The organism is Winogradskyella sediminis, from assembly GCF_003387355.1.
In the GTDB taxonomy this organism is placed as follows: domain Bacteria; phylum Bacteroidota; class Bacteroidia; order Flavobacteriales; family Flavobacteriaceae; genus Winogradskyella; species Winogradskyella sediminis.
This window is the reverse complement of the sequence record NZ_QUNH01000002.1, coordinates 619,195-645,419: the sequence shown is the minus strand read 5'-3', so window position 1 is coordinate 645,419 and position 26,225 is coordinate 619,195. Positions and strand designations below refer to the sequence as shown.

Here is a 26,225-nt window from a genome sequence, read left to right as displayed (position 1 = left end):
ATTTCAAAGGAAGGGTAATTTGATTTCATCAAAAAAATAAAAAGCAGGAAGGTTTTTATTCAATTTCGAGTTCAACTTCAACTTCGAGTTCAGTTTCAACCACCAACAACCCCTTCATACATTCTCATAAATTTAGAAATGCTATCCTCAGCATTAAACTCCCGCTTTACAAACTGGTGGGCACGTTTTGTTATCGTATGCAATTCTAATTTGGAAGTTATACTTAAATCTATCACAGCGTCAGCCATCGCTTCTGCATCTCTAACGGGCACCAACCAACCCGTCTCTTTAGGAATTACCACTTCTGCCATCCCACCGCAATCTGTAGACACAACAGGTAAGCCAATCGCCATAGCTTCTAATACAACATTAGCAATACCTTCTTCTACACTTGGTAGCAACATGCCGTGAAATTGCTGTAAAAACGGAATTAATTCCGATTGGGACATCGATCCAACCAAAGTAACGTCTTCAACTAAATTGAGCTGATGGCATTGAAATAATAGCGCTTCTGTAAACTCGTCTGGTCCTATAATAGTATAGTGAATACGATAGCCTTTATGCTTTAAAATGGCTATGGTATGTAACGCGGATTCATAATTTTTCTTCCAATGAAAACGCCCAACAGAAACCAATCGTATAGTTTTGTCTTGTACCGTTATGCAGGGCTTATAATGCTCAAAAAAGAAAGACGGAATAGGAGAATGAATAATTTGAATTGCACCAGCTGAAGCACCATATCGCTTAGCCTCTTCTCCAATAGCCTTAGAAACGGCGTGGAAGGCTATTATTTTGGGGAATTCCTGTTTATAAATTGTTGCAATTTGCAAATCGACTATAGGCGTATAATTAATATGAGCACCACGCAAACTCACGACAATCGGAACTCCAAATAAATCTTGTAACACCTTGTAGAACGCGATATCTTTAGCCCACTGAACATGCAATACATCAGGCTTATATAAGACCATTGGCAACAGTTTTGTAAACCGAATCCAGCGATCATAGCGTTTATTAAATTGAGAGGTATGTCGATATAATTTCACCGCATCTTTTGGCGATTTAATAACCAATTGCATTAGTCTATAACTACTGACAACGGCATTCTTTATATGAGATTTTGGAGTGTTATAGACTGCAATACGATCAGATTCATACGCCACAGGATTAGTTTGAACCCCAAATAAGTACACCTCATGAGTTTGAGACACGCCTTTAATTAAATGCTCTATAAAGGTGGTACTCGGTATGGTTCCTGAAAAAACAGCTATTTTAAGTCGGTTACCCATAGTTTAGTAATTGGTTCAAATAACACTAACGCGGACAAAGGTAAGTTATAAACATTAGAACTCAGAAACCAATCCCCAAACACCCAACACCTAATCCCTATTACCTAATCCCCAATCCCTAATACCTATTACCTAATTCCTCATAAAGCCGCAACATCTGGGCTATACTATGCTTTTCATGATAACGATTGTTTACAAAATCGAAAGCTTGCTGTACCATAAGACGCTTATCTTCCTCGGTAACTTCCATGCAATTAATCACAGCATCAGCTAAGGCTTTAGCATCTCTAACAGGGACCAACCAACCCGTTTTATCAGGAATCACCACTTCTGCCATACCTCCACAATTTGTAGAAATTACAGGGACACCAATAGCCATGGCTTCCAGGACCACATTGGCAATACCTTCACTTAAACTTGGCAATAACAAAGCATCATACGTTTGCAAGTGCTCAAATAATGTGGTTTGAGGTAAACCGGGTTTGAAAGTTATATAATCTTGTAATCCTAATTGGTTGACCTGAAATAAGAGAGCTTCGGGTATGCTTCCTGAAGCAATAATAGTGTAATGAACGTTTATACCAGACTGAACAAGCTGCTGTACCGCTTGTATACCATAACGATACCCTTTTACCCAATGGTGCCGCCCTACAGACACCAACTGAAACGGTTGAGCATCTCGTTCTTCAAAAGGTTTATAATAAGAGAAAGCTACTTCTGGTATATTGGTCGGAATCACATGAACACGCTCAGAACGAACATTAAAATTTGTAGCCTGACTCCCTAAATGTTCAGATATAGCATGTATAGCATCTACTTTAGGAAGGCAACGTTGGTACCTGCTAAATACCTCGGGATTAATATAAGGTAAAATAGCTGCTTGAGAGCCTAACAAACTCACTATAATATGACAAGGATAAGCCGATTTTAAAAACAACCAACGATCTACACGGCTCGTCCATTGCAAATGAAAGATATCTGGCGCACACAATAATACAGGAACAAATCGTGAAAACCGAAGCCATTTGATATACGTTGTAGGATAGGTTTTCGCTTCTTTTACAGCTAATGATAACCGCTTTGGGTGCTTTATTCCTAATTTTAGAGCGCGCCAAAGTGTTAAAGGTATGTTTCTGTATAACGACGTGGGCGTATCTATAATTGTAATACGCTTAGAAGCATAACGTGTCTTTTTTTTAACCGTACCAAAAAGTAAGACGTTATGCTCTTTAGCCACTCCAGCAATGAGCGTTTCTATAAAGGTCGTATTCGGAATAAGACCTGTGTAAATGGCTATTTTATGTGGTGGTTTCAATATAATCTTAATTCTATTTAGAGTTATTTATAAAAATCCAATTAAACTTTGATTCAATTTAAGAGACAACAATAAACACTTTTATAAAAAAAAACAATTAACTCAATTAACTACACGAACCTAAACTGATGTAAGTCAGAACTTAAAAAACGTCTTCTAAGCTTATAAACTAATTGAAACACTTTTCTTTTATTCTTTATTGGAGATATCACTATACAATAAAGAACAAAGCACTCCATTTTTTTTATTTTAGAGAATGATATTTTATAAGTCATTTTAATTAATTTTAGACTATTCTTCTTATCCCCATATATTGACGTCTTCATTGCAGCATGATAAAATCGTTCAGCCAATGGTTCCGCTATCAATTTTTCTTTAATTAATTTTTTTTCTTTTAAAATATTGTACATTGAAAAATTAAGACTTAATCCATTTTCAATTAGTCTTTTCCTTTTCGTAATATCTGCACCAGCATTTGATAATCTATTAGCTTCGTTTTCAATGTTAATATTTAAAACAATATCTGGTACAAAAACTACATCCTGATTTTCTTGTAATGCTATAGTAAAATCATGCAAAACATCTTCACCATTAAAAAGGTTACTCCAACAAGATTTATGTTTATCATATCTCCACAAACAAGAAGAAGTATGCCACTTACGCACTTCAAGTACACTAATCATTAAATTATCATTTTCTTTTTTTTTATTTTTAGCTCTATGAATGTGATTTTCATTATGATTAACCATCGTTAAACCATATACCATTACTACTTCTTTTCTTTTTTCTAAAATTTTTACTTGATTTTCAATTTTATGAGAAAGCAACTCATCATCTGAATCAAGATATTGAAAAAAGACACCAGATGCACGATTTAAACCAAACTGTCTAGCCAAGCCTGGCCCCTCATTTTCTTTTTTAAAATAGTAAAGAGGAAAAGCTGTAATCGTTTCTAATTCTGCTATTACTGAAGAATAATCTACAGAAGAACCGTCATCAATAATAATAATCTCTAACTTTTTATATTTTTGATTAAATACAGACATTACAGCTCTTTTTAGCTGTTTAGGATTATTATAAGTTGGTATGATTACTGATACCAAATGCTTCTCCATTTTCTGCATTGATTTTTCTGATTACATGTTGCAATATTAATATTTTAGTGTATTAATTCAACAAAATAGCTGTCTATTTTAAATTTCTGTATAATGATTTTAGTCTTTCTACTTCAAGGTCTGGTGCAAAACAATCATTCGCATATTTTATCGCATCTCTAGAAAACTCATAATACATTTTTTTGTCTTCCCAAATATTCAAAATACCTTCTACGATTTCCTCTTCTTTTTGAACAGATACGCAATATCCTGTTTTACCGCTCTTAATTACTTCCTGCAAACCTCCACTATTAGAAACCACTGCAGGTACACCTAAAGACTGAGCTTCTATAACAGACATACCTAAAGACTCAGACAAACTTAATTGTAAAATTACATCTGCCTTTTTCATCACTTTCATCAAATCTTTGTGTTGTAATTCCCCTTTATAAAACACACAATCACTTAAATCCATGGCATCGATTAAATATAATAATTTTCCTCGCTCAGGACCGTCCCCATAAATATTATATCTGACTTTAAAACCTCTATCTTTTAATTTTTTTATAATTCGCAAATGCCCATCAATATTTTTTTCCCAACATAAACGAAATACAGAAATCAATTCTAATGAATCAAGGTTAGAATGTTTTGGAATACTTCTTGTTTTTAATCGTAATGAAATAGGTATTACATGAATCTTATCTTGTGGTACGTCCCATTTTGTTAAATAACTCTTTTGATGTTGACTCATTACAATAAATGCATCAATTTTATCTGCATATCGGCTATAAAACTCTTGCCACTTTTTATAAACCCAAGGCTTAACGTAAGACTCTCCACCTCTCAGCGTTATAACTATTTTAGGACGTTCAGATTGTGGTAATCGCAATAGATTAATAATCTTAGGAAACAAAAAAGAATGTTGTAAATGAACAATATCTACTTTTTTTTTTAGTGAAAGATTTTCTAAATAATTGAAAGATTTAGATCTAAATAAGTTAGAAAAAAATTCTTTTTTAGATCTCCACTTATGTTTTGGTATTACTACGTCTGCTTTGTCTCCTTTTAATTGCTTAAAAGCAACTATTTTCGAATCTATATTTTTGTCTGTTTTAAGAGCATCCAAAATTGGCGGAATGTATGGCTGGTAAAACACTGGGTATTCATCTAAAACCTGAAATATTTTAATCATGTACTCTTTTTTTAAAAATGAGATAAGGCTTATGATATTTATTAAAAAATTTATTAGAAATAATCGCTAAAAATAAAAAGAAACTATTATAACCAAATACTTTTACAATTTCGGTATAAAAATGTCGAGGTAATTTTATTTTATTTTTAGACATCAAAAATGCACTTGAACAAGTTTGGAGCGCAAATTTATCAAAGCAACTCATCTTAGCCAAATCTTTTATATCTAAGTAATTAGACCAATATGCATAAAACCTCATATTCAAATTATGAAATTTATTTAAATTCCTCTCACCTTGAATTGACTCGTTGTGATATCTCCTTAAAGTTAGAAATTCATTAATAAAAAATGATTTTTCTGAAATTAACAACAACTTACAAATAAAATTATATTCTTGACCAGCTTTTAATGATTCGTTAAATTTAATTTTTTTGACAACCCTTTTACTAACAATAAAATCATTTGTTATCCAACTTACATTACCTATAGAAAAACTTAAAAAAGAAATTTCTGAATTTTTAAACGAATAACTTTTATTATCATTTCTATAATTAAAAAATTTACTCTTACTAATTACAAAATCTACATTGTTTTTATTAAATGCTTCTATGTAACTATTAATCCTATTAGAAACCATCAAATCATCACTATCAAACCACTGAACATACTCCCCTTTACTCACCTCAAACCCATAATTACGAGCCGCATTCCCTCCCGGCAAGCGATCGTCTGGTCTATGATGATAATGAAACCGTGAATCTTTCGCACAATAACTAGCCATAAGTTGATCTGTGCCATCCGTACTCCCATCATCCACCACAATACACTCCCAGTTCTGGTAGGTCTGTGCCAACACAGAATCTAAAGTCTCACTAATTAAATGGGCACGATTATAGGTAGGAATAATGATAGATACCAAAGGTGATTTGGTCATAAAAACAAAGGTTTTAATAGCTATGGGCTAAGATAGTAATTTTGTTGGTAGTTGGAAGTTGAAAACTATAGGTTTTAGTTTCAAGACAATTAAAATTGTTATTTTCGCTACTCGATGTTAACCATGTATTTTTAAGACACTATTTTTTTTAATGAAGGCCATTAAACATTTTGCAAAAAAAATTATAAATCACTATAAGTTCATCACTTTAAAAAAAGGAAAATCCCTACAACCCGTGTTTTTAATTGGGTGTGGTCGTTCTGGAACCACTATTTTAGGAACAACTATAGGCAAGCATCAATCTATAACCTACTTAAATGAACGACGAGATTTATGGCACAAAGCATATCCTGAGTTTAATATTTGGTCTAATAAAACAGTTTCCCCTAAATTAATTACAACAAAAACAGATATAAAACCAAAGCAAACTAAACGACTCAAACATTTGTTTTTTAAGGAACAAGTTATAAATAAAGGTGACATTCTTTTAGAAAAACTACCAATCAATAATTTTAGATTAGAATTCATTAATAATGCGTTTCCCGATGCTAAATATATTTACTTGCAAAGGAACGGCATAGAGGTTGCAAAGTCTATTGAAAAAAAAGCAGATTACGGTTCTTGGTTTGGTAAAAACAGTGTAAAATGGAATTTAATTAATCAATTAGCGGCTCCATTAGAAATTGACACCAGTTCTTTATCTAATTATGAGAAAGGTTTATTAGAATGGAGGTATTCTCTTGAGTATTCAGAAACCTTTTTTAAACATCTATCAAAGGATAAATATTATAGCTTATCTTATCAATCCTTCTTAGAAAATCCTAAGATAGAAATTGAAAGTATCTTTTCCTTCTTAAACCTCGAGCACTCAGAAGAAGTTACAAATAATCTAACCGAAGGCATACAAAGAAAAAGCAAAAAAAGACAAACGGTAACAGAAAGAGACATGGCACTAGCTGGTCCTTATTTACAACAATCTATTGAAAATACATTATAATAAAAATATAAGAAACTCTAATAAAACACACTGTTGTCATTCTGACAGAACTAGCACAAGGAATCCCTTAATACCATTACCAAAATAACAACAAAATTTCCATAAACAAACGTCACTTCGAGTGACTTTGTGTAGCCTAGAGAAACAAAGTTGTATCGAGAAGCACGTCACTTCGAGTGACTTTGTGTAACCCAGGAAAACAAAGTTCTATCAAAAAGCCCCCTTTTGTCATTCCGACAGAGCATAGCGACGAGGAATCTTATAACTATACAAATACTATGAAACTTCTCACAGTTTTCAAAATGATAAAAACCTATCCTCTAAAAACTATCTAAAAAACCAATACCCTCTTCCAAAGCATTTATAAGACCACATACCCAAAAACGTTTTAATAACACCTATATAATCTCTACGCACTTTCTGACTATCAACTAAGTCCTTTGCCAATACAAACCTAGAGTCATCCTGTCGCATGTAGGCTAATTTCACAAAATGTTTACGGCGCTCTAAAATAAACTGTTTTAAAACAGGCACACCCTCTGGGTAATGCTGTGCCAACAAGTCTAAATGCTTAAATCTTGTTTTAAAATCTTCAGCAATTAACATCAAATCTAACTTAGATAATTGCTTTTGTAACGACTGATTATGAACGCGATAGTTTATTTGAGCTTTTTTTAGAAACGTAATATTTGGATTTTGATATAACATACGCAAATTAAAATCCCAATCCTGTATTATGGGTAAACCTTCATCAAATAATAAGTCTTGCTGCGCTAAAAAACGACGTTTCCAGGTAGGACCATCAGTATAAAAAGCAACCTCTCCTACTAAGTAAGCAGGAATTAAAGGTGCTTTCTCTATCGTATTCACTCCTAAATAGTGCTTGGTCTCTCCGTCAAATCGAGCCATCGGACTTATAACAACATCGGTGCCAGTTTCAAAAGCAGAGCTAATGGTTTTAAGTGCATCAGGCAGATATAAATCATCACTATCAAACCAATTTATTAATTCCCCTTTACTTAATTCATATCCATAATTCCGACAGGTATTCCCTCCTTTTAGTCGATTTTTAGGTCTATGGTGGTATTGAATTCTAGAATCTTGCTTGCAATAGTTAGCCAATAGTTGGTCGGTATGGTCCGTACTTCCATCATCTACAACAATACATTCCCAATTTGGGTAGGTTTGCTCTATTATGGAATCTAATGTTTCTCCGATTATATGAGCCCGATTGAATGTGGGTATGATAATAGAAATAAGTGGTTGTTTTGGCATAGTAAAAAAATTACGCCACTAAGATACAAAGTCAGTTGAAAACCAAGTCTAAAAAAGTAAAAGAGAGAGGTTAATAGACGTTATTTTAAAAAAAAGTCAAATACATTAGACCTTGTTAATAAGGATAAGAAAATCAATTGCTCAGTTATCAATCATATGGAAGAGAAGTGGTCAGCATAACCACAAAGAACTTAAGCACTTTCTTGTCTAAAGTCGTTACTAGATAGTAACGAAGCTTGCCGATCTTCCTGTGTTTTTATATTATTAATCATATTAAAAACATCTTCAAAGGGTATACCCATATAATCACAAAACTCACGTATAGTTAAAACCTGATGCTTCTCTTTCTCAAGCGCATCTTTTATAGTGCGTACCAATGTCTGTGCAGTAGTTTGGGACTTGCCTGTAATGGTTGCGACTTCCTTAGGATATATACATAGTTGTTTCATTTGTTGTTAAACTATTAATTCGTCTCTTTCGTAACTTCTTAATGTTAGTTTCCATATTTTTTCATTTTTAATATTTTGATAATCAGTTCTCTGATTGCAAATTAATTGAAATTCTTAACTTTTTAAAACAAACTTATTAACATAAATAGTGATTCAAAAATTTGTAAATCCCCCTATAAAGCGCCGAAAAATCCCATAACAACGCAACGAAAATATCGGTAAAATGTTTACAAATAAACCTCACGCCTTACAGTTTAGTGCTGCTCAATATTACAAAATGGTAGTGTAAAGCAAATAACGATATTAAAAATCCAAATTCAACAAGCTAAAGTCTATCCTCTATCCTCAACACTCTTTTCCCACTTATCTAACCTCAAAGATACTTCGTACTAACTCCGTACATACTCCGTACTAACTCCCTACCTAACTTCGACATCTAAAACACATTAAAATATACAATAAGGGCAAATAACCACTAAATACATAAAAAAACACGACAACTACAAAATAGCATCAATAAAACACAAAAAACTGATTAACAACATTTAATAAAAATTATAACTTAATTTATATAAGAATACCCTAAATCAACCGAAACAAAAACGGCACTCTAAAATCCATTTTAATTTAGCCATATAAATGTAACCACAGTTAATTCAATTAGAAATTTTTAAGCAGGAGCTCATGCTTAAGTGCACCTTTTAGAAAAGCTGTTGTACATAAAATTTAAGTCTAACAAGTAGACCTTAAAACTGTAAATGGTCTACATAAATTTTAAGATTATGGCAAAATATAAAAGCCTATTCAAAGTAAGAGGATCCATTGATGATGTGAACTTTTACAAAACAGAAGACGGATACGGAATCAGATCCAAATCGAGCTTAGATAAAGCACGACTAAAATCCGATCCGGCATTTGAGAGAACGCGAGAAAACAACAGCGAATTTGGGTCTTGTGCAACGAGTGGTAAAATACTGAGACGCGCAATAATAGACCTCGTCGCTAATGCTAAAGACAATAAACTAGCCTCGCGAGTGACACAGGTAATGACCCAAGTTAAAAATTTCGACCTAACCTCAGCAAGAGGCCAACGAAATGTAGCAACAGGCATACTAACTCCAGAAGGAAAAATACCACTTAAAGGATTTAATTTCAATAGAAAAGCTCCCCTTTCCGAAGTATTACGTTCTGAATATAGTTTAGATACAGCTACAGGCGAAGTCATTATTAACAACTTTATGCCAATCCAGCAATTAGCGGTACCTGAGGGTGCCACACACGTGGAATTTACGGCTGGTTTTCTTAATTTAGATTTTGCAATGCAAGAAGCAGATATGCAAATCAGTAATATAGAAAACTTAGCTATAAATGGTACGACTGCCACAGTAACTTTGACTCCTGCAACTCCTGCAACAGGAACAGGTCAAAACTTTTACTTGCTAAAAGTAGCCTTCTTCCAAGAGATCAACAATTTGCAATATCCGCTTAAAAACGGAACATTCAATGCCTTGCAAATCTTGGAAGTTTTATAACAGTGTAATCTGTGAATTAAAAAAGCGGACGCTTCTGGCGTCCGTTTTAGTTTTACTTAAAAATTCAATGAAGTGTTACTCTTCTTGTATTTCATATATATAGTGAAGTCCTTGCGTTTTATTAACCCTTCTACTCTCTTCAATTTTAGGGGCTAAATGTTGTAAAATACTCAACTCCTTTTTAAAGGCTACAGATCTTGTAAATTTCAATTGTAATTGAAGTTTTAAAACTCGACGTTTAAGTTTTCTTAAATGACTGTTTATAACGTTATCATGGTTAATGTCACCTAACTTAACCTTATATGACTTTTCTTTATTTTTATAATAGGCATCACTAAACACTTCTGGTTTTTCTATTTTCCTATTCCCGCGGTCATGGATAATATAAGGTTTAGGAAGTACCCCTATTTTAAAACCATGATATAGCACACGTTGACAATAATTATCATCTTCTCCATAATGAAAAAACAAAGGATCAAAACCTCCTACGGTTTCTAAACATTTTCTAGAAATTAACCACGCTGCTGCGTTTACAAAAGGCACAGCGTATACTTCCGCTAAAGTATTGCCAAGTACAAAATCAGAATAAAACTGACCTGTATATTCTTTGAGCATAAAGTTAGAAAAGTTTTTATCTAGTTTTTTCTGATCTCCTGTAATATGTATAGGACTTAATACGCCATATTCAGGTAACTCTTTTTGAAAATCTACCAAATCATCCAAAACAGAATCCATCAAATAAGCATCTTGATTTAGTAAAAACACATGCTCCGCTCCTTGGTCTAAAGCATAACGAATACCTAAATTATTTGCTTGACCAAAGCCTAAGTTTTTAGTTTGTTTAAATAAGACCACATTAGGAAAATTCGTTTCAATAAAAGAAACGGTACCATCTGTTGAGGCATTATCTATTACAATTACAGGATAGTTAGTGCAACTTTTTAAACACTTTTCTAGCCATTGCATGCCGTTGTAGGTTACAATTACAATATAAATCAAGGTTTTTTAATTTTTAAGCCATTAATTTTTTAATCTATTTATCTCTGTATAGAAATGGTTTATATAATCAGAATTATATAATTTACTCACATATTCCTTTGGCAGCTTTATGTTATTTTTAAAATCTACATATACTTTATTAATAGTTTTTGAACTAGCCTCATTAGCTCTACTCAACTCTATTTTTTGTCCAAAAAGATAAACTATTGCTACACTGAAACTTTTAGAAATTCGCTCCATTTTAATCACTAAAAGCCTTTGATTCATAAATTTATCAAAAATATAAAATGATTAAAAAAAACAAGTAATCGAAGCTTAATTCTGTATTTTAATTTCATTTAAAATCTAACTTTATTCATTTTTTTTAATAGAAACTTAAAACTAGACTTTATTGAGCTTATTTTGTTTCGAAAACCGTTCTTCATCATAAAATTATAATAAACTAAATAACTAGAAGCCCTCAAAAAATCAATGAGATATATTTTATGAGAATAGTCTACTACCGTTTTAGAAATAAAACTTTTTAATCTATAAATGTTAAAATCTGTATTATACGTTTTAATATATTTAGCAATATTATAGTCTAATATCATTTGCTCAGACGTAACCTGTCGAGAAATACCACCGTCATTTTTTCTATACACGGCAGTAACATCATCTAATAACTTAATAGAACCAAAACAAGACACTAATAAAAACAAGGTTCTATCTGCTGATAATACTTGCTTTGGGAAATCATTTCTAAACGCTGTTTTTCTAAATAGAAACGTTGCAGTATGAAAATGTCTTGATTCTAGCAAGTCATTCGTTTGTAGATTAGACTTAAGTTTTTTCCTAAACAAATGCTCTTTGGTGGAACCTTCATACTTTACTAGCGAATTAGTAGCCACTCCTGAAAAATTGTTATTTTGTTCTAAAAAATCTACTTGCTTTTGTAATTTTAAAGGATCTGTCCAATAATCATCGCCTTCACAAATTGCTATGTATTTAGCTTTGCATTTCTGAAGCGCAAAAACAAAATTGGGTGTAATACCTAAATTTTGCTTATGACTAAAATATTTAATCTTATTTGATAGATTTTCTTCTTTGATAAAATCGAAAACTATTGAATCGGTGTTATCTGGCGAACAATCATTTGAAAGTATTATTTCAAATTCAAAATTACATTTTTGGTTTAATATACTTGTTATTGCTTGTAAAATATATCTTTCATGACCATAAGTAATCATGCATATCGAAACCATCATATTTTATTCTCTTTTGAAATAATTCTACCTGGCACACCTACTGTCGTACTATTATTTGGGACATCGTTAAGAACAACAGTACCAGCACCAACTATTACATTATTACCAATGGTAATATCTGGTAAAATTACAGAAGATGCACCTAAAGATGAATTATCCCCAATATTACTTCTACCAAGTATGTTTACATTAGGCGATATTTCTACAAAGTCTCCGATAATACAATCATGTGTAATAATTGAATTATAGTAAATTAAGCAACCTATACCTATATTCACAGAATTAGATATTTTTACACCTGACAGAATAGTAGCCCCAACTTTTATATTAACCTCAAAATTACCAATTTCGGCATTTTTCGAAATAATTGAAATTGGTTGTGCTCCTAATTGCATAAATTGTTTAAATAATTTTTTCCTTAATAATGGATTTCCCAACCCCAAAACAAAAGATTTATCTTCTGATTTTAACAAATAGATTTCGACCTCTTTAAAAGAAGTTAATATCCGAAATCTATTATATAGTTTTGAAGGCAAATCACTACTTATATTATCAAAAAATACAATATCATCATCTAGCAAGCCCATATCTATAGATACAATTTGCAATAGCTCTTTAGCAAAACCTTTAGCTCCGACTATGATCATAGTAACTTTTCTTTCACGATATTAATAATTTGGTTTAAATTCTCAGTTGCTAAACCAGCAAATAAAGGCAAGCATAAAACTGTAGAAGCTATAGATTCCGAAACAGCTAAGCTACATGGCTTAATATATGGAAGTGTATTCAAAGAGGGATAAAAATAACGTCTTGGATAAATAGAATGAGATTCTAATGCTTCTTTTACATGTAACAACTGACTCTCATTTTCAAAAATCACAGGATAGTAGCTATAGTTCCAATTGGTTTGGACTCTAATTTTTAGCGATTTCAACCTTGTTGTCCCAAAGGCTTGATTATAAGCATGAACTATTTGCTTGCGTTCTTTTATAATTTTTGTCATATAGGGCAATATTGCCAAACCCATAGCCGCCTGTGGCTCACTCATTTTAGCATTAATCCCTAAACTTTGAAAAGCTTCTGGCCCATCATGACCAAAATTATGATGAGAATACATGGCTTCAAAATACTGTGGTTTACAAAACAGAGCACCTCCTTCTCCAGTATGAAACAACTTAGTAGCATGAAAACTACAGGTGCTGACATCCCCATAATTAAAAAGAGATTGTCCTTTATAAGTGACCCCAAAACAATGGGCAGCGTCATATATAACTTTTAAATTATAGTGTTCTGCTATTTTTGCTATAGCTTCAACATTACAAGGATTACCAAAAACATGAGTTGCTAAAATGGCTGTCGTTTTAGATGTAATTGCCGCTTCAATCTTAGTTTCATCAATAGTTAAATACTTTGGATTTATATCTATAAATACAGGAGTGCAACCTTCCCAAACGATACTACTAGTTGTCGCGACATAACTAAAAGGTGTCGTTATAATTTCACCGTGTAGCCCTAATGCCTTTATTGCTATTTGTAAAGGCAAAGTCCCATTAGTCATAGCAATAATATTTGGAGTGTCTAAATAGGATTGTAATTTTGTTTCCAACTCCTTTACCAAAACCCCTCTATTAGTCATCCAACCCGTACCCCATGCTTTTTTTAAAATGGCTTGGTACTCGTCTTGTGCCGGTAAAAATGTTTTGGTGACGTTTATCATTAATTCTTTTATATTTCAGCTGTTTTGTTTTCCCAAGGAAAATCATCATATAAAGGTTCCTTTTTCAAAAAGTTACACAATCTAAAATAGTCTTTTTTCTTTGATGCATTAATAACAATAAGCTTATCTGATTTTACCCTAAAATAATCTATAGCAAAATCATTATGAGCCGTGTACTTTTTAATAAGTAATGTTTTATTATACATATCATCATCAGGTGTATTAAAAACGTGTTTAATATAGTCGTAAGCTAAGCCTTTATAGCGATATGTGGCATTTTTAAGTTCATGAACCGTTGGCGGATTATCACCAACCGACCATAGCTTAGTATGAAATTTAACGATTGAATTATACCATTGATCATCGTTATCTCTAACAGTAAGTATAAATTTTGCATTTGGAAAATTTTGATCCAATGCTATAAATGTATAAGGTAACGAAAAAGGAATATCTTGAAAAGCAGTTGCACTTTTTGCGTAATTTACAATAGAATTAAAGTCACGTTCACACCATTGTGGCATTAACCTTTCTGCCTCAGCTTGATCCCCTAACTTCATATTAAAATCTCTAAGAACTTTTTCAATTGTTGTCGTTCCAGTTTTATTGAAGCCTATACAAAATATTTTCTCTCTATTCTTTCTAAACATTTCTACTCACTTTATTGCGCATCCATTCAAATTTAAGATTTACCAATTCTTCTAACCCTTTATTTTTGTTTTGAAAATGCAGTAACAACTCATCGTATATCTTAACATTCAACGGCTCCGAATACACTCTTTGATGCTTCATCTCTAAATCTAAATCTAAACTTTTAAAGTTTGAAATATTTAAAAATGTAGCTATTGTATTCAACACTTCCAAGGTATCATTTTTTAAACTTGAAGAATCAATAAACAAAAAATTTTCAAGATTAAAGTACTCTAAATATGTGTCTATTTGCTTTTTGTAATAACCTCTTCTTATAATAGAAGGCTCAATAAAATCAATGTTTAATTCATTATCTAACTCATAATTAGCCATTTCTAAAAAACTCGGAAATGTCTCTTTTCTGTATAATAATGAGAAAAATATTTCTTTTGGAGACTTTTTTTCATTTTTTTTGAAAAAATTTATCATTCTTTCACTCTCGCCCATTTGCTTATACATATTCCAAGCAGAATATGCTCTTTTCACAGGATCTCTCAATACTACAATAAATTTCATATTAGGATTGTAGTCATAAATTTTTTTTGCTACGTTAGGATAATATATATAACGCGGTGTTGATTCAAAAGTAATTTTATTAGTAACTAATTTAAACGGAAAGTTTTTATGATAATCGTCTATATTTAAAGGCTGAAAAGAATCAAAAAAATGCAACTCCTTCTTTTTAGGACCTAATATACATGGATGCTGTATTAGATATTCATGTAAAGATGTTGTACCACCTTTCTGAACACCCAAAATCATAAATTTAGGTTTTAGCCTGCCAAATGTTAACATTTTTCCCAATTTAACTTTAATTTGAAAACACCTTTAGATTTACCCATATAACTTCCAAGTTCCTTATTCTCAGGGTAAATAACAAATGAAAGTATATTTTCTTCAATAAAGTGAAAAGATTTACCGATGACACATCCAAAATCCAATAAAAACTCTCCTTGATTAAGTATATGTTTAGGTATTTCTATTAAATAAGATAACTCTCCAATATCTTTACTATTATCTATATCATTTAAACTACCATGAGTAAAAAGAAAATTTTCTGAGTCATCTTTTATTCTAATATTTAAACCAATATTATCATTGCTTTTTTTAAAAAAATCTACCTTAACTATAACATCATCATCCATGTAAATTGGTTGACCCACACTCTTGCTTTTTGCAAAAACATTAATAGACTTAATTTCTATATTTGAAGAAGATAATCTACTGTAATCAATTTTGTCTGAGATTTTTCTTTCCTTTAAATAAAAATCGACAGCTTCATCAGTTTCTCCTTCAAAAACAGTAGTGCCATGTTCCAAGACAATGGCCCGTGTACACAAGCTCTTTACAGCTGCCATATTATGGCTCACAAACAAAACTGTTCTGCCATCTCCTTTAGAAATATCCTGCATCTTACCTATGGCCTTTTTCTGAAACTCTGCATCACCAACCGCTAGAACCTCGTCAATCACCAAAATATCAGGCTCTAAAAAAGCGGCTACAGCAAAAGCCAAACGGACTCGCATACCAGAAGAATAGCGTTTTACTGGGGTATCTACATAACGTTCACAACCAGAAAATTCTATAATCTCGGTTTCTTTGGCTTTGATTTCGGCTTTGGTCATACCCAAAATAGCCCCATTCAAATAAATATTTTCTTTACCAGTTAACTCAGGATGAAACCCTGTACCCACTTCTAACAAAGACGCAATACGACCCTTAGTTTTTATCTCACCAGTTGTAGGTATGGTAACACGAGATAATATTTTTAATAGTGTGCTTTTCCCAGCACCATTTTTACCAATAATACCAAGGACTTCTCCTTGTTGTACTTCAAAATTTATATCCTGTAAAGCCCAAACATAATCACTATCAGCTTTAGTACTACGATCATTGACAGCACCAACTTTTAAATATGGATCTTCTTTCCCTCTAATACCAGCCCACCAACGGTTTAGATCGTGACTGATAGTCCCAGTACCCACTAATCCTAGACGGTATTGTTTACTAATATTTTCGGCTTTTAATATTACCATGAATGTTCTATATTCTCTTTTCTTTAGTCTTTAATTCTATACCTAACCTAGTATCTAATCTTTAAACCGTATCAATAAACGTCTTCTCCGTTCTATTAAAAATAACAATTCCCAACATTAATATCACCAATGTTACTATAACCGTATACAAAATACCAAACCAGCTAAAATCACCTGTACCTAACAACATATACCGTGCAGTTTCAATAACATATGCCAGGGGGTTATACTCAACCACCCAAGCAATAGCTGGTAATTTCTCTCGCATTAAAGCTAACGGATACATGACTGCAGACACATACATTAATAACTGTATACCAAAACTAACTAGGAATTTTAAGTCACGATATTTAGTCACTAAACTAGAAATAATCATGCCCAGGCCTAAGCCTAATAAGCCCATTAATAGTACTATGAAAGGAAAAAACAGAATACTACTTTTAATGTTAATTTCAGCACCGTTAAGATAATAATAAATACAAAAAGCAATGAATATCAATAGCTGAATCCCGAATTTCATCAAATTAGACAGTATAATAGATAAAGGAACAATAATGCGTGGAAAGTAGACTTTTCCGAAAATGGCAGCATTGCTCTTAAAGGTGTCACTGGTTGAACTCAAACAAGTACTAAAATAATTCCAAATAGTAACGCCTGCTAAATTAAATAAAAAGGGAGGTACAGTACCTGTTTCAATATTAGCAACCTTATTAAAAATAAGTGTAAAAGTAAGTGCAGTAAATAAGGGCTGTATAAGATACCATAGTGGCCCTAAAACGGTTTGCTTATATACGGTAACAACATCTCGTTTTACAAACAATATTAGTAAATCCCGATATCTCCAAATTTCTTTGAAATTAAAATCTATTAATTTACGTTTAGAAGATATGGTATATAACCATATATCATCATCCTTTTTACTCAATGTCCCTTGTATTTTTAAACGGCTAATATACTAATAACAATAACAAACTGAAAGACGCTCAAAAGAATAATAACATTAACTTTTGATGTAAAATGAAATTAAATTAGTGAACCTTAATTACACGTAATTAAAGTCACTTTTCTTTTAAGATTATTGCTAAATGAAGGCAATTCATTATATAAGAATTCAGGGGATAAAAACTGTATAAACATGCACTTAGAAGTTATCCCAGGTAATTTTCAATCCCTCGCGTACCGTATATTGTGGTTTGTAACCCAACAAGTTTTCTGCTTTAGAAATATTAGCTAAGGAGTCTCTTACATCACCTTGCCTCGTTGGACCGTATGCTGCTTTTAATTCAGAATCAGCAGCAATGCGCAAGGATTCCCATAAATAATTTATAGTGATACGTTCTCCACAGGCCACATTGAAAACTTCATTTTTAGCCTCCTTAGATGCAAAAAAACCTTTAACATTGGCTTGCACTACATTATCTATAAACGTAAAATCTCGAGTTTGCTCACCATCACCATTAATTTTGGGCGATTTTTGATCCTTCAATGCTTGCATAAATAAAGGAATCACAGCGGCATAAGCACCATCTGGACTTTGCTTAGGCCCAAAAACATTAAAATATCTCAAACCAATAACATCGGTATCATAAGTAGTTCCAAAAACATCAGCATATAATTCATTGACGTATTTAGTAACAGCATAAGGCGATAAAGGTTTTCCTATGGTATCTTCTACTTTTGGTAAGGCTTTGCTATCTCCATACGTAGAACTTGAAGCAGCGTATACCATACGTTTTACGGTTGAACTATCTTTCAAGGCAATCATCATATTTAAAAACCCAGAAATATTAACTTCGTTTGTCGTTGCTGGATCGTTAATGGAACGCGGTACTGAGCCCAAAGCCGCTTGGTGAGAGACATAATCCATACCTTCCATCGCTTGCTTACAAGTGTCTAAATCACGAATATCACCTTCTATTAATTCAAAGGCAGGATGATTCATAAATTCCGTTAAGTTTTCACGATGTCCATTAGAAAAATTATCTAAGACTCTAACTTTTTTTGCGTTGTACTTTAACAAATACTCCACGAGGTTAGAACCTATAAAGCCTCCTCCTCCTGTGATTAAAAAACTTAATGACGATAAATCGGTGGTATGGTGTGGGTTTGAATACATTATAATCTCGCGTCTACGGTATCTATTGGAAGTAACGACTTAACATCGAATACAACACCTGTTTGTGATTTTAATTGACTAATATCTAACTTTAAGAACTCTTGGTGTGATACCGCTAAAATAACAGCATCATAATCAGCATCTAAATCATCAAAATTTGTGATTAAATCGAAGCCATATTCATGTTTAACTTCTTCTTTTGAAGCCCAAGGATCATAAACATCTACATTAACATGATAGGTCTCTAATTCCTCAATAATATCAATAACCCTAGAGTTTCTAATATCTGGACAGTTTTCTTTGAAAGTAATTCCTAAAACAAGGGCTTTAGAACCTTTTATTGTAGCACCTTTTCTAATCATCATCTTCACAGTTTCGGTAGCAACATAACTCCCCATACTGTCATTCATTTTACGACCTGCTAATATAATTTCTGGATCGTAACCAGATTCAATAGCTTTTTGAGCTAAATAATAAGGGTCAACTCCTATACAGTGCCCTCCTACTAAACCTGGAGAAAACTTTAAGAAATTCCATTTGGTTCCTGCGGCTTCTAATACAGCCTTGGTATCGATATCTAAAAGCCTGAATATCTTTGACAACTCGTTGACAAAAGCAATATTGATATCGCGTTGAGAATTTTCAATAACTTTAGCTGCTTCCGCTACCTTTATCGACGGAGCCATATGGGTCCCTGCCGTAATTACTTTTTTATAAAGTTCATCTACTTTAACGGCTATTTCTGGTGTAGAACCAGAAGTAACTTTTAATATTTTTGTCACCGTATGTAGCTTATCACCTGGGTTGATGCGTTCTGGAGAATAGCCTGCAAAAAAATCGGTATTATAAACCAATCCTGACGTTTGTTCTAATACTGGAATGCATATATCCTCTGTAGCACCTGGGTAAACAGTAGATTCATAAACAACGATATCGTTTTTAGACAATACTTTACCTACAGTTTCACTAGCCTTTATCAACGGTGTAAATACAGGCTTATTTAACGCATCGGTAGGTGTTGGTACCGTTATAATATAATAATTGGTCACAGCCAAAGCCTCTAAATCATCTGTAATATATAAACCTTTACTAGCATTCAAATCTGTAGTTAAAACAGATTGCAAATGATCATTTTCAACCTCTAAGGTTCTATCATCACCTTTATTTAATTCACTGATGCGCTGCTTGTTGATATCAAAACCAACAACAAAATATTGTTTTGCAAATTCCACGGCGAGAGGCAAACCAACATATCCTAAGCCAATAATGGCGATTTTATCTTCTGAATGATTCATTTATGTATTAAGGATTTTAAAATCAGTGTCAAATCTAAGTAAAAACTGTAATTTTCAACATACTTTTTATTGATTTTTACTTTATCTACCCAAATAATCGCTCTATTATAATGCTCAGGATCTTTTTGTTGTGCCAAAAGCGCTTCTTCATCCCTATATTTTATGGAGGCTGGTCCTGTAATCCCTGGCTTAACCATTAAAATTATACGATTCTTTCCATTTAATGTATCTGCAAAACCAGGCAGATCAGGCCTCGGACCTACAAGACTCATATCACCAATAAAGACATTATATAATTGCGGTAACTCATTTAACTTACTACGTCTTAAAAAACGACCAATGCAAGTGGCATGATTAATCAGTCCTCCTAATTGGTGTTCACCATCAGCTAAAGTTCTAATTTTATATATCTTAAAAAGTTTTCCATATTGTCCAACCCGAAGTTGAGAATAGATGCCCCAGGTTTTGGTATCTATTGTAGCAATAAGGACTAATAATAAAATAGGAATAAAGAGTAAAGGTAAGCATAGCACAACCAGAACAACATCAAATATACGTTTAAAACGAAGCTGACTTTTACTTATCATTCATATGTAGTTAAAAAACACCTTAAATCTAATGGCGCAATCCATGACTGAAAAAAGAAATTGATTACGTTTTTAGTATTATAATTTAAGTTAAAACACTCACAACCAAGCCCACCCACTTAACAGCTAATAAGCAAAGTCTAATAGCTAAAATTAAAACCTTCTTAAAAAAGCTTTAATTTTCTTAAATATAGACTGATTATCTTTTTCGTGATAAGCATTACCATAGACGCCATAGCCGTAGCCATAACCGTAACCATAACCGTAGCCATACCCATAATTACTATTGTTTTTATGCCTGTAAAAATTAAGGACATAATTAACATTTTTCAGCTCACCCGTACGTTGCTTAGCGTTTACCAATTGAAGCATACCTTTCTTGGTATAATCTAAGCGAACCATAAAAATAGTAGCATCCGCATACTGTGTAAGCTCTAATGCATCCGTTACTAAACCTAAAGGAGGAGTATCTAAAATAATGATATCGTATTCTAGCTTTAGCTTATTAATTAATGCTTTTAAATTACCACTCATTAATAATTCAGAAGGGTTAGGAGGAATAGGTCCTGAAGGGATAATATCTAAATTCTCAATATGGGTATGAGTAACGATATCCTCAAATTCATCATCCCCTATTAAATAATTAACTACACCTTTCTCATTAGTAATATTAAAATCATCAAAGATTTTTGGCTTACGTAAATCTAATCCTAATAATATGGTCTTTTTACCTGAAAGTGCATAAACAGTCGCAATATTAATAGATGTAAATGTCTTTCCTTCACCACTTACAGAAGAGGTAATCATTAAAGTATCTGCACCACCCGCTTCCGTTTTCTTATTTTTAAATATAAATTGCAAACTTGACCGTATAGCTCTAAACGATTCTGCAACGGCAGATTTAGGCTTTTCAAACGCCACTAAATTATTTTTATAACGGTATTTACCAACTAATCCTAATATCGGAATTTTAGACAATCGAGCAATCTCATCAGACCCATGAATAGTATTGTCTAATAGATAAACGATAAAAATTAATAGCATAGGTATAAAGAAGCCTAACATTAAAGCCATCATATAATTAAGACTTTTATTAGGTCCTATTAGTCCGCCTCCAATATCCTTCGCTTCATCTATAATAGTGATATCTGAAATGTTCGCTGCTTTGACAATTGCAGCCTCACTACGTTTCGCTAAGTAAATATCATAAGCTTCCTGACTGAGATCTAATTTTCGCTGAATCCTTAAAAACTGTTGTTCATCTTCAGGCAATCCGCTCAATTTAGATTCTAAAGTCGCAATATTATTATTCAAAGTTCTTATTCTTACTCCAATAGTCTCTCTAGTAGCGTCTATAGTTTCTAGCAATACATTTTTCTCAGAATCAATACGGCGATCCAACTCTTTAAAAAGATCCGATCCCTCTTTCGTGGTGTACTCTAAATTTTGACGTTCTGCCGCCAATGCAACAATCTTTGAAACTCCGCTGAGCACATTTCCTTCTTCGATACCCACACTTGTAGGTGCAGCTATATTAGTGTAATTTGTCTTCGTATTTAGATAAAGTTCAAGATTATTTAAATATTCTAGCTTAGTGTCTTCATTCCTCTTCTCTAGCTCAAATTGACGTAACTCTTCTGATATTTGAGAAATTTCAGAACTCACATCAAACACTTTGTTGTCTCTTCTAAAGGAATTCATTTCATCCGTATAATCATCGAGATTTACGTTTACAGCAGCTAAACTACTATCAATAAATTTTATAGTATTAGTAGCATATAAGTTTTTCCGTTTCAACTCGGTTTTACTCAAAATTTCAGAAGTCGCATTTAGAAAATCGACAATTTTAGCTTTATTATGACCAATCAACTGTAAATTCAAAATTGAACCTGCGGAAGTCCCTACTGGAGTAATCTCTACTTTAGATTTAAATCCATTTACAACCCCATCGAAATCACTAAACTGAAGAAAATATTCTGCTCCAGATTTAATCTTATGAGAAGGTTTAACAACTATTTGCCCATTCAAAAAAGGCAAACTAATAGTATCTTTATTTTTAAACCGTTGAGAAAAAACACCGCTCGGCATTTCAACCTTAGTTTTAGATTTATCTCCAAACCTTTGTGCAGAAGCTATTGAGCCTTCAAACTCTGTAAAGATCTCAAACTCATCAGCACTTAAAAACCGAATACCAACCGGGTAATTAAGAACCTGAGGTTTAGATTTATCAATAATAAATTCAAAAGGTGCACTTTTATATATATCTATTTTCCTGTACTTACCTTCTTCCAGGTAATTCATATAATATTGAAGTGAATCTACTACGATTTCATTATGAGTACGCGTTTTAATAGCGGTCATAATTTTGCCTACTTTTCCAGATGTTCCTCCCCAATTAAAAGAGATACTTGTATTCGCTGTAAAAAAAGGGTTCTGATCGTTTTCGATGGAAATTAAAGATTCTAAACGATAAACATTTTGCTTTCTAACATTAATAAAGTAAGCGATTAACATCGCAGCACCAATGCTAATCAACACAAATTTCCATAGGTTTAAAACCTTAAAAAGATAACCTCTAAAATCAAAACTGATACTTTGAGAATCTTGATCTTCTATTTCGTCGTAATCTGTCATAAGTAATTATAGTCTAGTAGATAGCAAAACTGCAGTAGAAATAAGAGAAACAATAGATGCAATCGCAGTAATACTAGAAAGTGCAGTCTCTCCTGTACCTATAGACTTCTGTTTTAATGGCTCTACGTAGATAATATCATTAGGCTGAATATAATAATAAGGTGATTGCATGACCTTTATATCTGTTAAATCTAAACTATGTATTTTTTGCCCTTGCGGATATTGCCTAATAATTTTCACGTCTTTTTTGTTACCGGTTAAAGGAATTTCACCAGCATTAGCAATAGCTTCAAAGACATTAACACGTTCAGTAAATAAGACTTGGCTTCCAGGACTACCGATCTCACCACTAGCTGTATATCTTAATCCTGCTAGTTTCACAGTCACAAAAATATTAGCCGTTTCCTTAAATTGTTCTTCTAAAAGCTGTGCTTCTATTTTTTTCTCAATCTCTTCAGTTGTGAAACCTAAAACATTAATATAACCTAGTGTTGGTATTCGAACATTACCATGCACATCTACAGTAAAACCATCAAAAAAAGCGCGCTCTGCACTACTAGCATTTAAGTTGCCTTCACCTGTAGGATTCAGAATAGATACGGTTTCTTGGTCGAGTGCTTTTACACGAATATTCAGAATATCATTTACCTGAACACGATAAGGCTTCTGAATTTCAACAAGATTATTAGGAATAGTATCGTTTAAAGCGCCATCCTTAATCTGAAGGTAAACAGTGTCTTTATGAGGGATGCAAGACGATACAATAATACAACTTAATACAAAAATTAAAAGCTTTATACGCTTCATAAATTCAATAGATCTTTGAACACAAATATAATGTATCAACACTAATATCAAAACTAATACGATTCTTTTTGGTTTATTTCCGTTCTTTGTAAAAAAACACAGTTTGAATTATCTCAACGTAGAAAATATCTCAAAATCTTTTGGAGAGCTTGTACTCTTTAAAGATTTGTCGTTCAGCATCCATAAAGATCAAAAAATTGCTTTTGTAGCCAAAAATGGAAGTGGAAAAACCTCAATTTTAAAAATTTTAGCAGGAAAAGAAGCACCTGATGATGGCCAAATCGTCATTAGAAAAGGACTGCGCTTAGCCTTCTTAGACCAAGAACCAGATTTAGATCCTAAACGTTCGCTTGAAGAAACTATTCTAGCCTCCGATATTCCTGTTTTAAAAATTATTGAAGCTTATGAAGCGGCATTAAAAAACCCAGAAGATGTCGATGCTTACCAAAATGCTTTTGAAGCTATGGATCGTCATAATGCTTGGGAGTTTGAAACACAATACCAACAAACACTATCGCAACTAAAACTCGATGACCTAACTTTAAAAGTAGGCACATTGTCAGGTGGACAAAAAAAACGTTTAGCGTTAGCTCAAGCACTTCTAAGTCAACCAGATATTTTAATTCTTGATGAACCAACTAACCACCTCGACTTAGAAATGATAGAATGGTTAGAAGACTATTTCGCAAAAACACAACAAACCTTGTTTATGGTTACACACGACCGCTACTTTTTAGAACGTGTTTGTAACGAAATTATAGAATTAGATCATGGCGAACTGTTTACCTATAAAGGTAATTACTCTTACTATTTAGAAAAGAAAGAAGCGCGAATAGAAAATCAAGCGACAGAAGTTGGCAAAGCAAAACAGCTGTATAAAAAAGAACTCAATTGGATGCGTCGCCAACCTAAAGCACGTACCACAAAATCCAAAAGTAGAATTGATGACTTTTCGGAAATAAAATCTAAAGCTCACCAACGTCGTAACGACCACACCATTGAATTAGACATTAATATGGAACGGTTGGGAAGCAAAATCATAGAATTTCATAACGTCTCTAAAGCGTTTAAAGATAAAACAATATTAGACGGTTTTGAATACACCTTTAAAAAAGGCGAACGTATTGGTATTATTGGAAAAAACGGAACAGGCAAGTCTACATTCTTAAACCTACTCACCCAAACCACACAACCAGATAACGGAAAAGTTGTAATAGGCGAAACTGTTAAAATTGGCTATTACACTCAAGGTGGTATTAAAGCCAAGCCTAACCAAAAAGTGATCGACGTTATTAAAGAGTTTGGCGAGTATATTCCATTAGCCAAAGGAAGACAAATTAGCGCACAACAACTGCTAGAGAAGTTTTTATTCGATAAAAAAAAACAATGGGATTTTGTTGAAAAACTCAGTGGTGGCGAACAAAAACGATTGTATTTATGCACCGTTTTAATTCAAAACCCTAACGTATTAATCTTAGATGAACCAACAAACGATTTAGATATTGTTACCCTAAATGTTCTTGAAGATTTCTTAATGGATTTTCCTGGTGTACTATTGGTGGTCTCTCACGACCGTTATTTTATGGATAAAATAGTCGATCATTTATTTGTATTTAGAGGTCAAGGTGTTGTCGATGATTTCCCTGGTAATTATTCAGATTTCAGAGCTTATGACAGTAGTCAACCTAAGCAAATAGAGATCGTAGAAAAAACGGATAACACAAAAGCCGAAAAACAAAACGAGGTTAATAAACTCAACTACAACGAACAAAAAGAGTATAAAAATTTAACTTCAAAAATAAGAGCTTTAGAACTCGATAAAATGGCATTAGAAGAAAAGTTTTTGAATCCTGATTTAAGTCAAGATGAAATCAACAAACTTTCAGAACAACTGCAAGTTATTATTGATAACATTGAAGAAAAAGAAATGCGTTGGTTTGAGTTAGCTGAAAAATTAGAAGGGTAAACTTACAAGATGAAATCGTTATAAACTGTAAAACATTCTAATTTCGAAAGTTTG

The 26,225-nt window shown here is 32.7% G+C and carries 24 protein-coding genes; 3 read left to right on the top strand and 21 right to left on the bottom strand.

The features are described 5' to 3' along the window. Positions 1-95: 95 nt before the first annotated feature. From C8N41_RS10190 to C8N41_RS10170, 5 genes are all read right to left on the bottom strand, one after another. Positions 96-1,289 carry a glycosyltransferase family 4 protein gene (locus C8N41_RS10190; RefSeq protein ID WP_115839179.1) on the bottom strand — a complete coding sequence of 398 codons (1,194 nt, stop codon included), beginning with the start codon at positions 1,287-1,289 and terminating at the stop codon, positions 96-98. Between the two features lie 118 nt (positions 1,290-1,407). After that, complete coding sequence (locus tag C8N41_RS10185; RefSeq protein ID WP_170137113.1) at positions 1,408-2,604, bottom strand: glycosyltransferase family 4 protein; 1,197 nt, start codon at positions 2,602-2,604, stop codon at positions 1,408-1,410. A 110-nt stretch (positions 2,605-2,714) separates the two neighbouring features. Then, entirely contained in the window at positions 2,715-3,719 is a 1,005-nt protein-coding gene (locus tag C8N41_RS10180; RefSeq protein ID WP_170137112.1) for a glycosyltransferase family A protein, read from the bottom strand. A gap of 73 nt (positions 3,720-3,792) precedes the next feature. After that, positions 3,793-4,893 carry a glycosyltransferase family 4 protein gene (locus C8N41_RS10175; RefSeq protein WP_115839176.1) on the bottom strand — a complete coding sequence of 367 codons (1,101 nt, stop codon included), beginning with the start codon at positions 4,891-4,893 and terminating at the stop codon, positions 3,793-3,795. After that, the gene (locus C8N41_RS10170; protein WP_115839175.1) at positions 4,886-5,827 is read right to left on the bottom strand and encodes a glycosyltransferase family 2 protein; all 942 of its coding nucleotides are present in this window, start codon (positions 5,825-5,827) and stop codon (positions 4,886-4,888) included. Before C8N41_RS10170 ends, C8N41_RS10175 begins: the two co-directional genes overlap by 8 nt. Before the next feature lie 151 nt (positions 5,828-5,978). Between C8N41_RS10170 and C8N41_RS10165 the strand changes: the two genes are divergently transcribed. Continuing rightward, on the top strand, positions 5,979-6,824 hold the full coding sequence (locus C8N41_RS10165) for a sulfotransferase family protein (protein ID WP_115839174.1): 846 nt from the start codon (positions 5,979-5,981) through the stop codon (positions 6,822-6,824). A gap of 327 nt (positions 6,825-7,151) precedes the next feature. Here the strand turns inward: C8N41_RS10165 and C8N41_RS10160 are convergent, their stop codons facing one another. Both C8N41_RS10160 and C8N41_RS10155 read right to left on the bottom strand, forming a co-directional pair. After that, positions 7,152-8,099 (bottom strand): glycosyltransferase family 2 protein, encoded by a 948-nt coding sequence (locus C8N41_RS10160; RefSeq protein ID WP_115839173.1) that lies wholly within the window; start codon positions 8,097-8,099, stop codon positions 7,152-7,154. A 191-nt stretch (positions 8,100-8,290) separates the two neighbouring features. Next, the gene (locus C8N41_RS10155; RefSeq protein ID WP_115839172.1) at positions 8,291-8,548 is read right to left on the bottom strand and encodes a hypothetical protein; all 258 of its coding nucleotides are present in this window, start codon (positions 8,546-8,548) and stop codon (positions 8,291-8,293) included. Positions 8,549-9,330: 782 nt separating this feature from the next. Here C8N41_RS10155 and C8N41_RS10150 point away from each other — a divergent pair. Further along, the gene (locus C8N41_RS10150) at positions 9,331-10,080 is read left to right on the top strand and encodes a hypothetical protein (RefSeq protein ID WP_115839535.1); all 750 of its coding nucleotides are present in this window, start codon (positions 9,331-9,333) and stop codon (positions 10,078-10,080) included. A 75-nt stretch (positions 10,081-10,155) separates the two neighbouring features. On the opposite strand, the gene C8N41_RS10145 is transcribed toward C8N41_RS10150, so the two are convergent. The 14 genes from C8N41_RS10145 to C8N41_RS10080 all read right to left on the bottom strand — a co-directional run bounded on the left by C8N41_RS10145 (position 10,156) and on the right by C8N41_RS10080 (position 24,205). Then, the gene (locus C8N41_RS10145) at positions 10,156-11,079 is read right to left on the bottom strand and encodes a glycosyltransferase family 2 protein (protein ID WP_249033265.1); all 924 of its coding nucleotides are present in this window, start codon (positions 11,077-11,079) and stop codon (positions 10,156-10,158) included. A 21-nt stretch (positions 11,080-11,100) separates the two neighbouring features. Then, the gene (locus tag C8N41_RS10140) at positions 11,101-11,361 is read right to left on the bottom strand and encodes a putative capsular polysaccharide synthesis family protein (protein ID WP_317124579.1); all 261 of its coding nucleotides are present in this window, start codon (positions 11,359-11,361) and stop codon (positions 11,101-11,103) included. Between the two features lie 56 nt (positions 11,362-11,417). Continuing rightward, positions 11,418-12,326 carry a glycosyltransferase gene (locus tag C8N41_RS10135; RefSeq protein WP_115839169.1) on the bottom strand — a complete coding sequence of 303 codons (909 nt, stop codon included), beginning with the start codon at positions 12,324-12,326 and terminating at the stop codon, positions 11,418-11,420. Further along, positions 12,323-12,973 (bottom strand): acetyltransferase, encoded by a 651-nt coding sequence (locus C8N41_RS10130; protein WP_092447046.1) that lies wholly within the window; start codon positions 12,971-12,973, stop codon positions 12,323-12,325. The genes C8N41_RS10135 and C8N41_RS10130 overlap by 4 nt, the downstream gene beginning before the upstream one ends. Beyond that, positions 12,970-14,043, bottom strand: a complete 1,074-nt coding sequence (locus C8N41_RS10125; protein ID WP_092447045.1) for a DegT/DnrJ/EryC1/StrS family aminotransferase — start codon at positions 14,041-14,043, stop codon at positions 12,970-12,972. Before C8N41_RS10125 ends, C8N41_RS10130 begins: the two co-directional genes overlap by 4 nt. Before the next feature lie 8 nt (positions 14,044-14,051). After that, the gene (locus tag C8N41_RS10120) at positions 14,052-14,690 is read right to left on the bottom strand and encodes a sulfotransferase (RefSeq protein ID WP_115839168.1); all 639 of its coding nucleotides are present in this window, start codon (positions 14,688-14,690) and stop codon (positions 14,052-14,054) included. Beyond that, positions 14,683-15,525 (bottom strand): sulfotransferase domain-containing protein, encoded by an 843-nt coding sequence (locus tag C8N41_RS10115; RefSeq protein WP_115839167.1) that lies wholly within the window; start codon positions 15,523-15,525, stop codon positions 14,683-14,685. The genes C8N41_RS10120 and C8N41_RS10115 overlap by 8 nt, the downstream gene beginning before the upstream one ends. Next, the gene (locus C8N41_RS10110; protein ID WP_092447042.1) at positions 15,519-16,766 is read right to left on the bottom strand and encodes an ABC transporter ATP-binding protein; all 1,248 of its coding nucleotides are present in this window, start codon (positions 16,764-16,766) and stop codon (positions 15,519-15,521) included. The genes C8N41_RS10115 and C8N41_RS10110 overlap by 7 nt, the downstream gene beginning before the upstream one ends. Before the next feature lie 61 nt (positions 16,767-16,827). Beyond that, positions 16,828-17,691, bottom strand: a complete 864-nt coding sequence (locus tag C8N41_RS10105; protein WP_115839166.1) for an ABC transporter permease — start codon at positions 17,689-17,691, stop codon at positions 16,828-16,830. A 216-nt stretch (positions 17,692-17,907) separates the two neighbouring features. Continuing rightward, complete coding sequence (locus C8N41_RS10100; protein WP_115839165.1) at positions 17,908-18,882, bottom strand: SDR family oxidoreductase; 975 nt, start codon at positions 18,880-18,882, stop codon at positions 17,908-17,910. Further along, the gene (locus C8N41_RS10095; protein ID WP_115839164.1) at positions 18,882-20,177 is read right to left on the bottom strand and encodes a nucleotide sugar dehydrogenase; all 1,296 of its coding nucleotides are present in this window, start codon (positions 20,175-20,177) and stop codon (positions 18,882-18,884) included. Before C8N41_RS10095 ends, C8N41_RS10100 begins: the two co-directional genes overlap by 1 nt. Beyond that, complete coding sequence (locus tag C8N41_RS10090) at positions 20,174-20,764, bottom strand: sugar transferase (RefSeq protein WP_115839163.1); 591 nt, start codon at positions 20,762-20,764, stop codon at positions 20,174-20,176. The genes C8N41_RS10095 and C8N41_RS10090 overlap by 4 nt, the downstream gene beginning before the upstream one ends. A gap of 153 nt (positions 20,765-20,917) precedes the next feature. Continuing rightward, positions 20,918-23,398, bottom strand: a complete 2,481-nt coding sequence (locus C8N41_RS10085; RefSeq protein WP_115839162.1) for a polysaccharide biosynthesis tyrosine autokinase — start codon at positions 23,396-23,398, stop codon at positions 20,918-20,920. A gap of 6 nt (positions 23,399-23,404) precedes the next feature. After that, positions 23,405-24,205 (bottom strand): polysaccharide biosynthesis/export family protein, encoded by an 801-nt coding sequence (locus tag C8N41_RS10080; RefSeq protein WP_115839161.1) that lies wholly within the window; start codon positions 24,203-24,205, stop codon positions 23,405-23,407. Between the two features lie 103 nt (positions 24,206-24,308). Between C8N41_RS10080 and C8N41_RS10075 the strand changes: the two genes are divergently transcribed. Then, positions 24,309-26,171: an ABC-F family ATP-binding cassette domain-containing protein gene (locus tag C8N41_RS10075; protein ID WP_115839160.1), complete on the top strand. Its 1,863-nt coding sequence runs from the start codon at positions 24,309-24,311 to the stop codon at positions 26,169-26,171. The last annotated feature ends 54 nt before the right edge of the window (positions 26,172-26,225 follow it).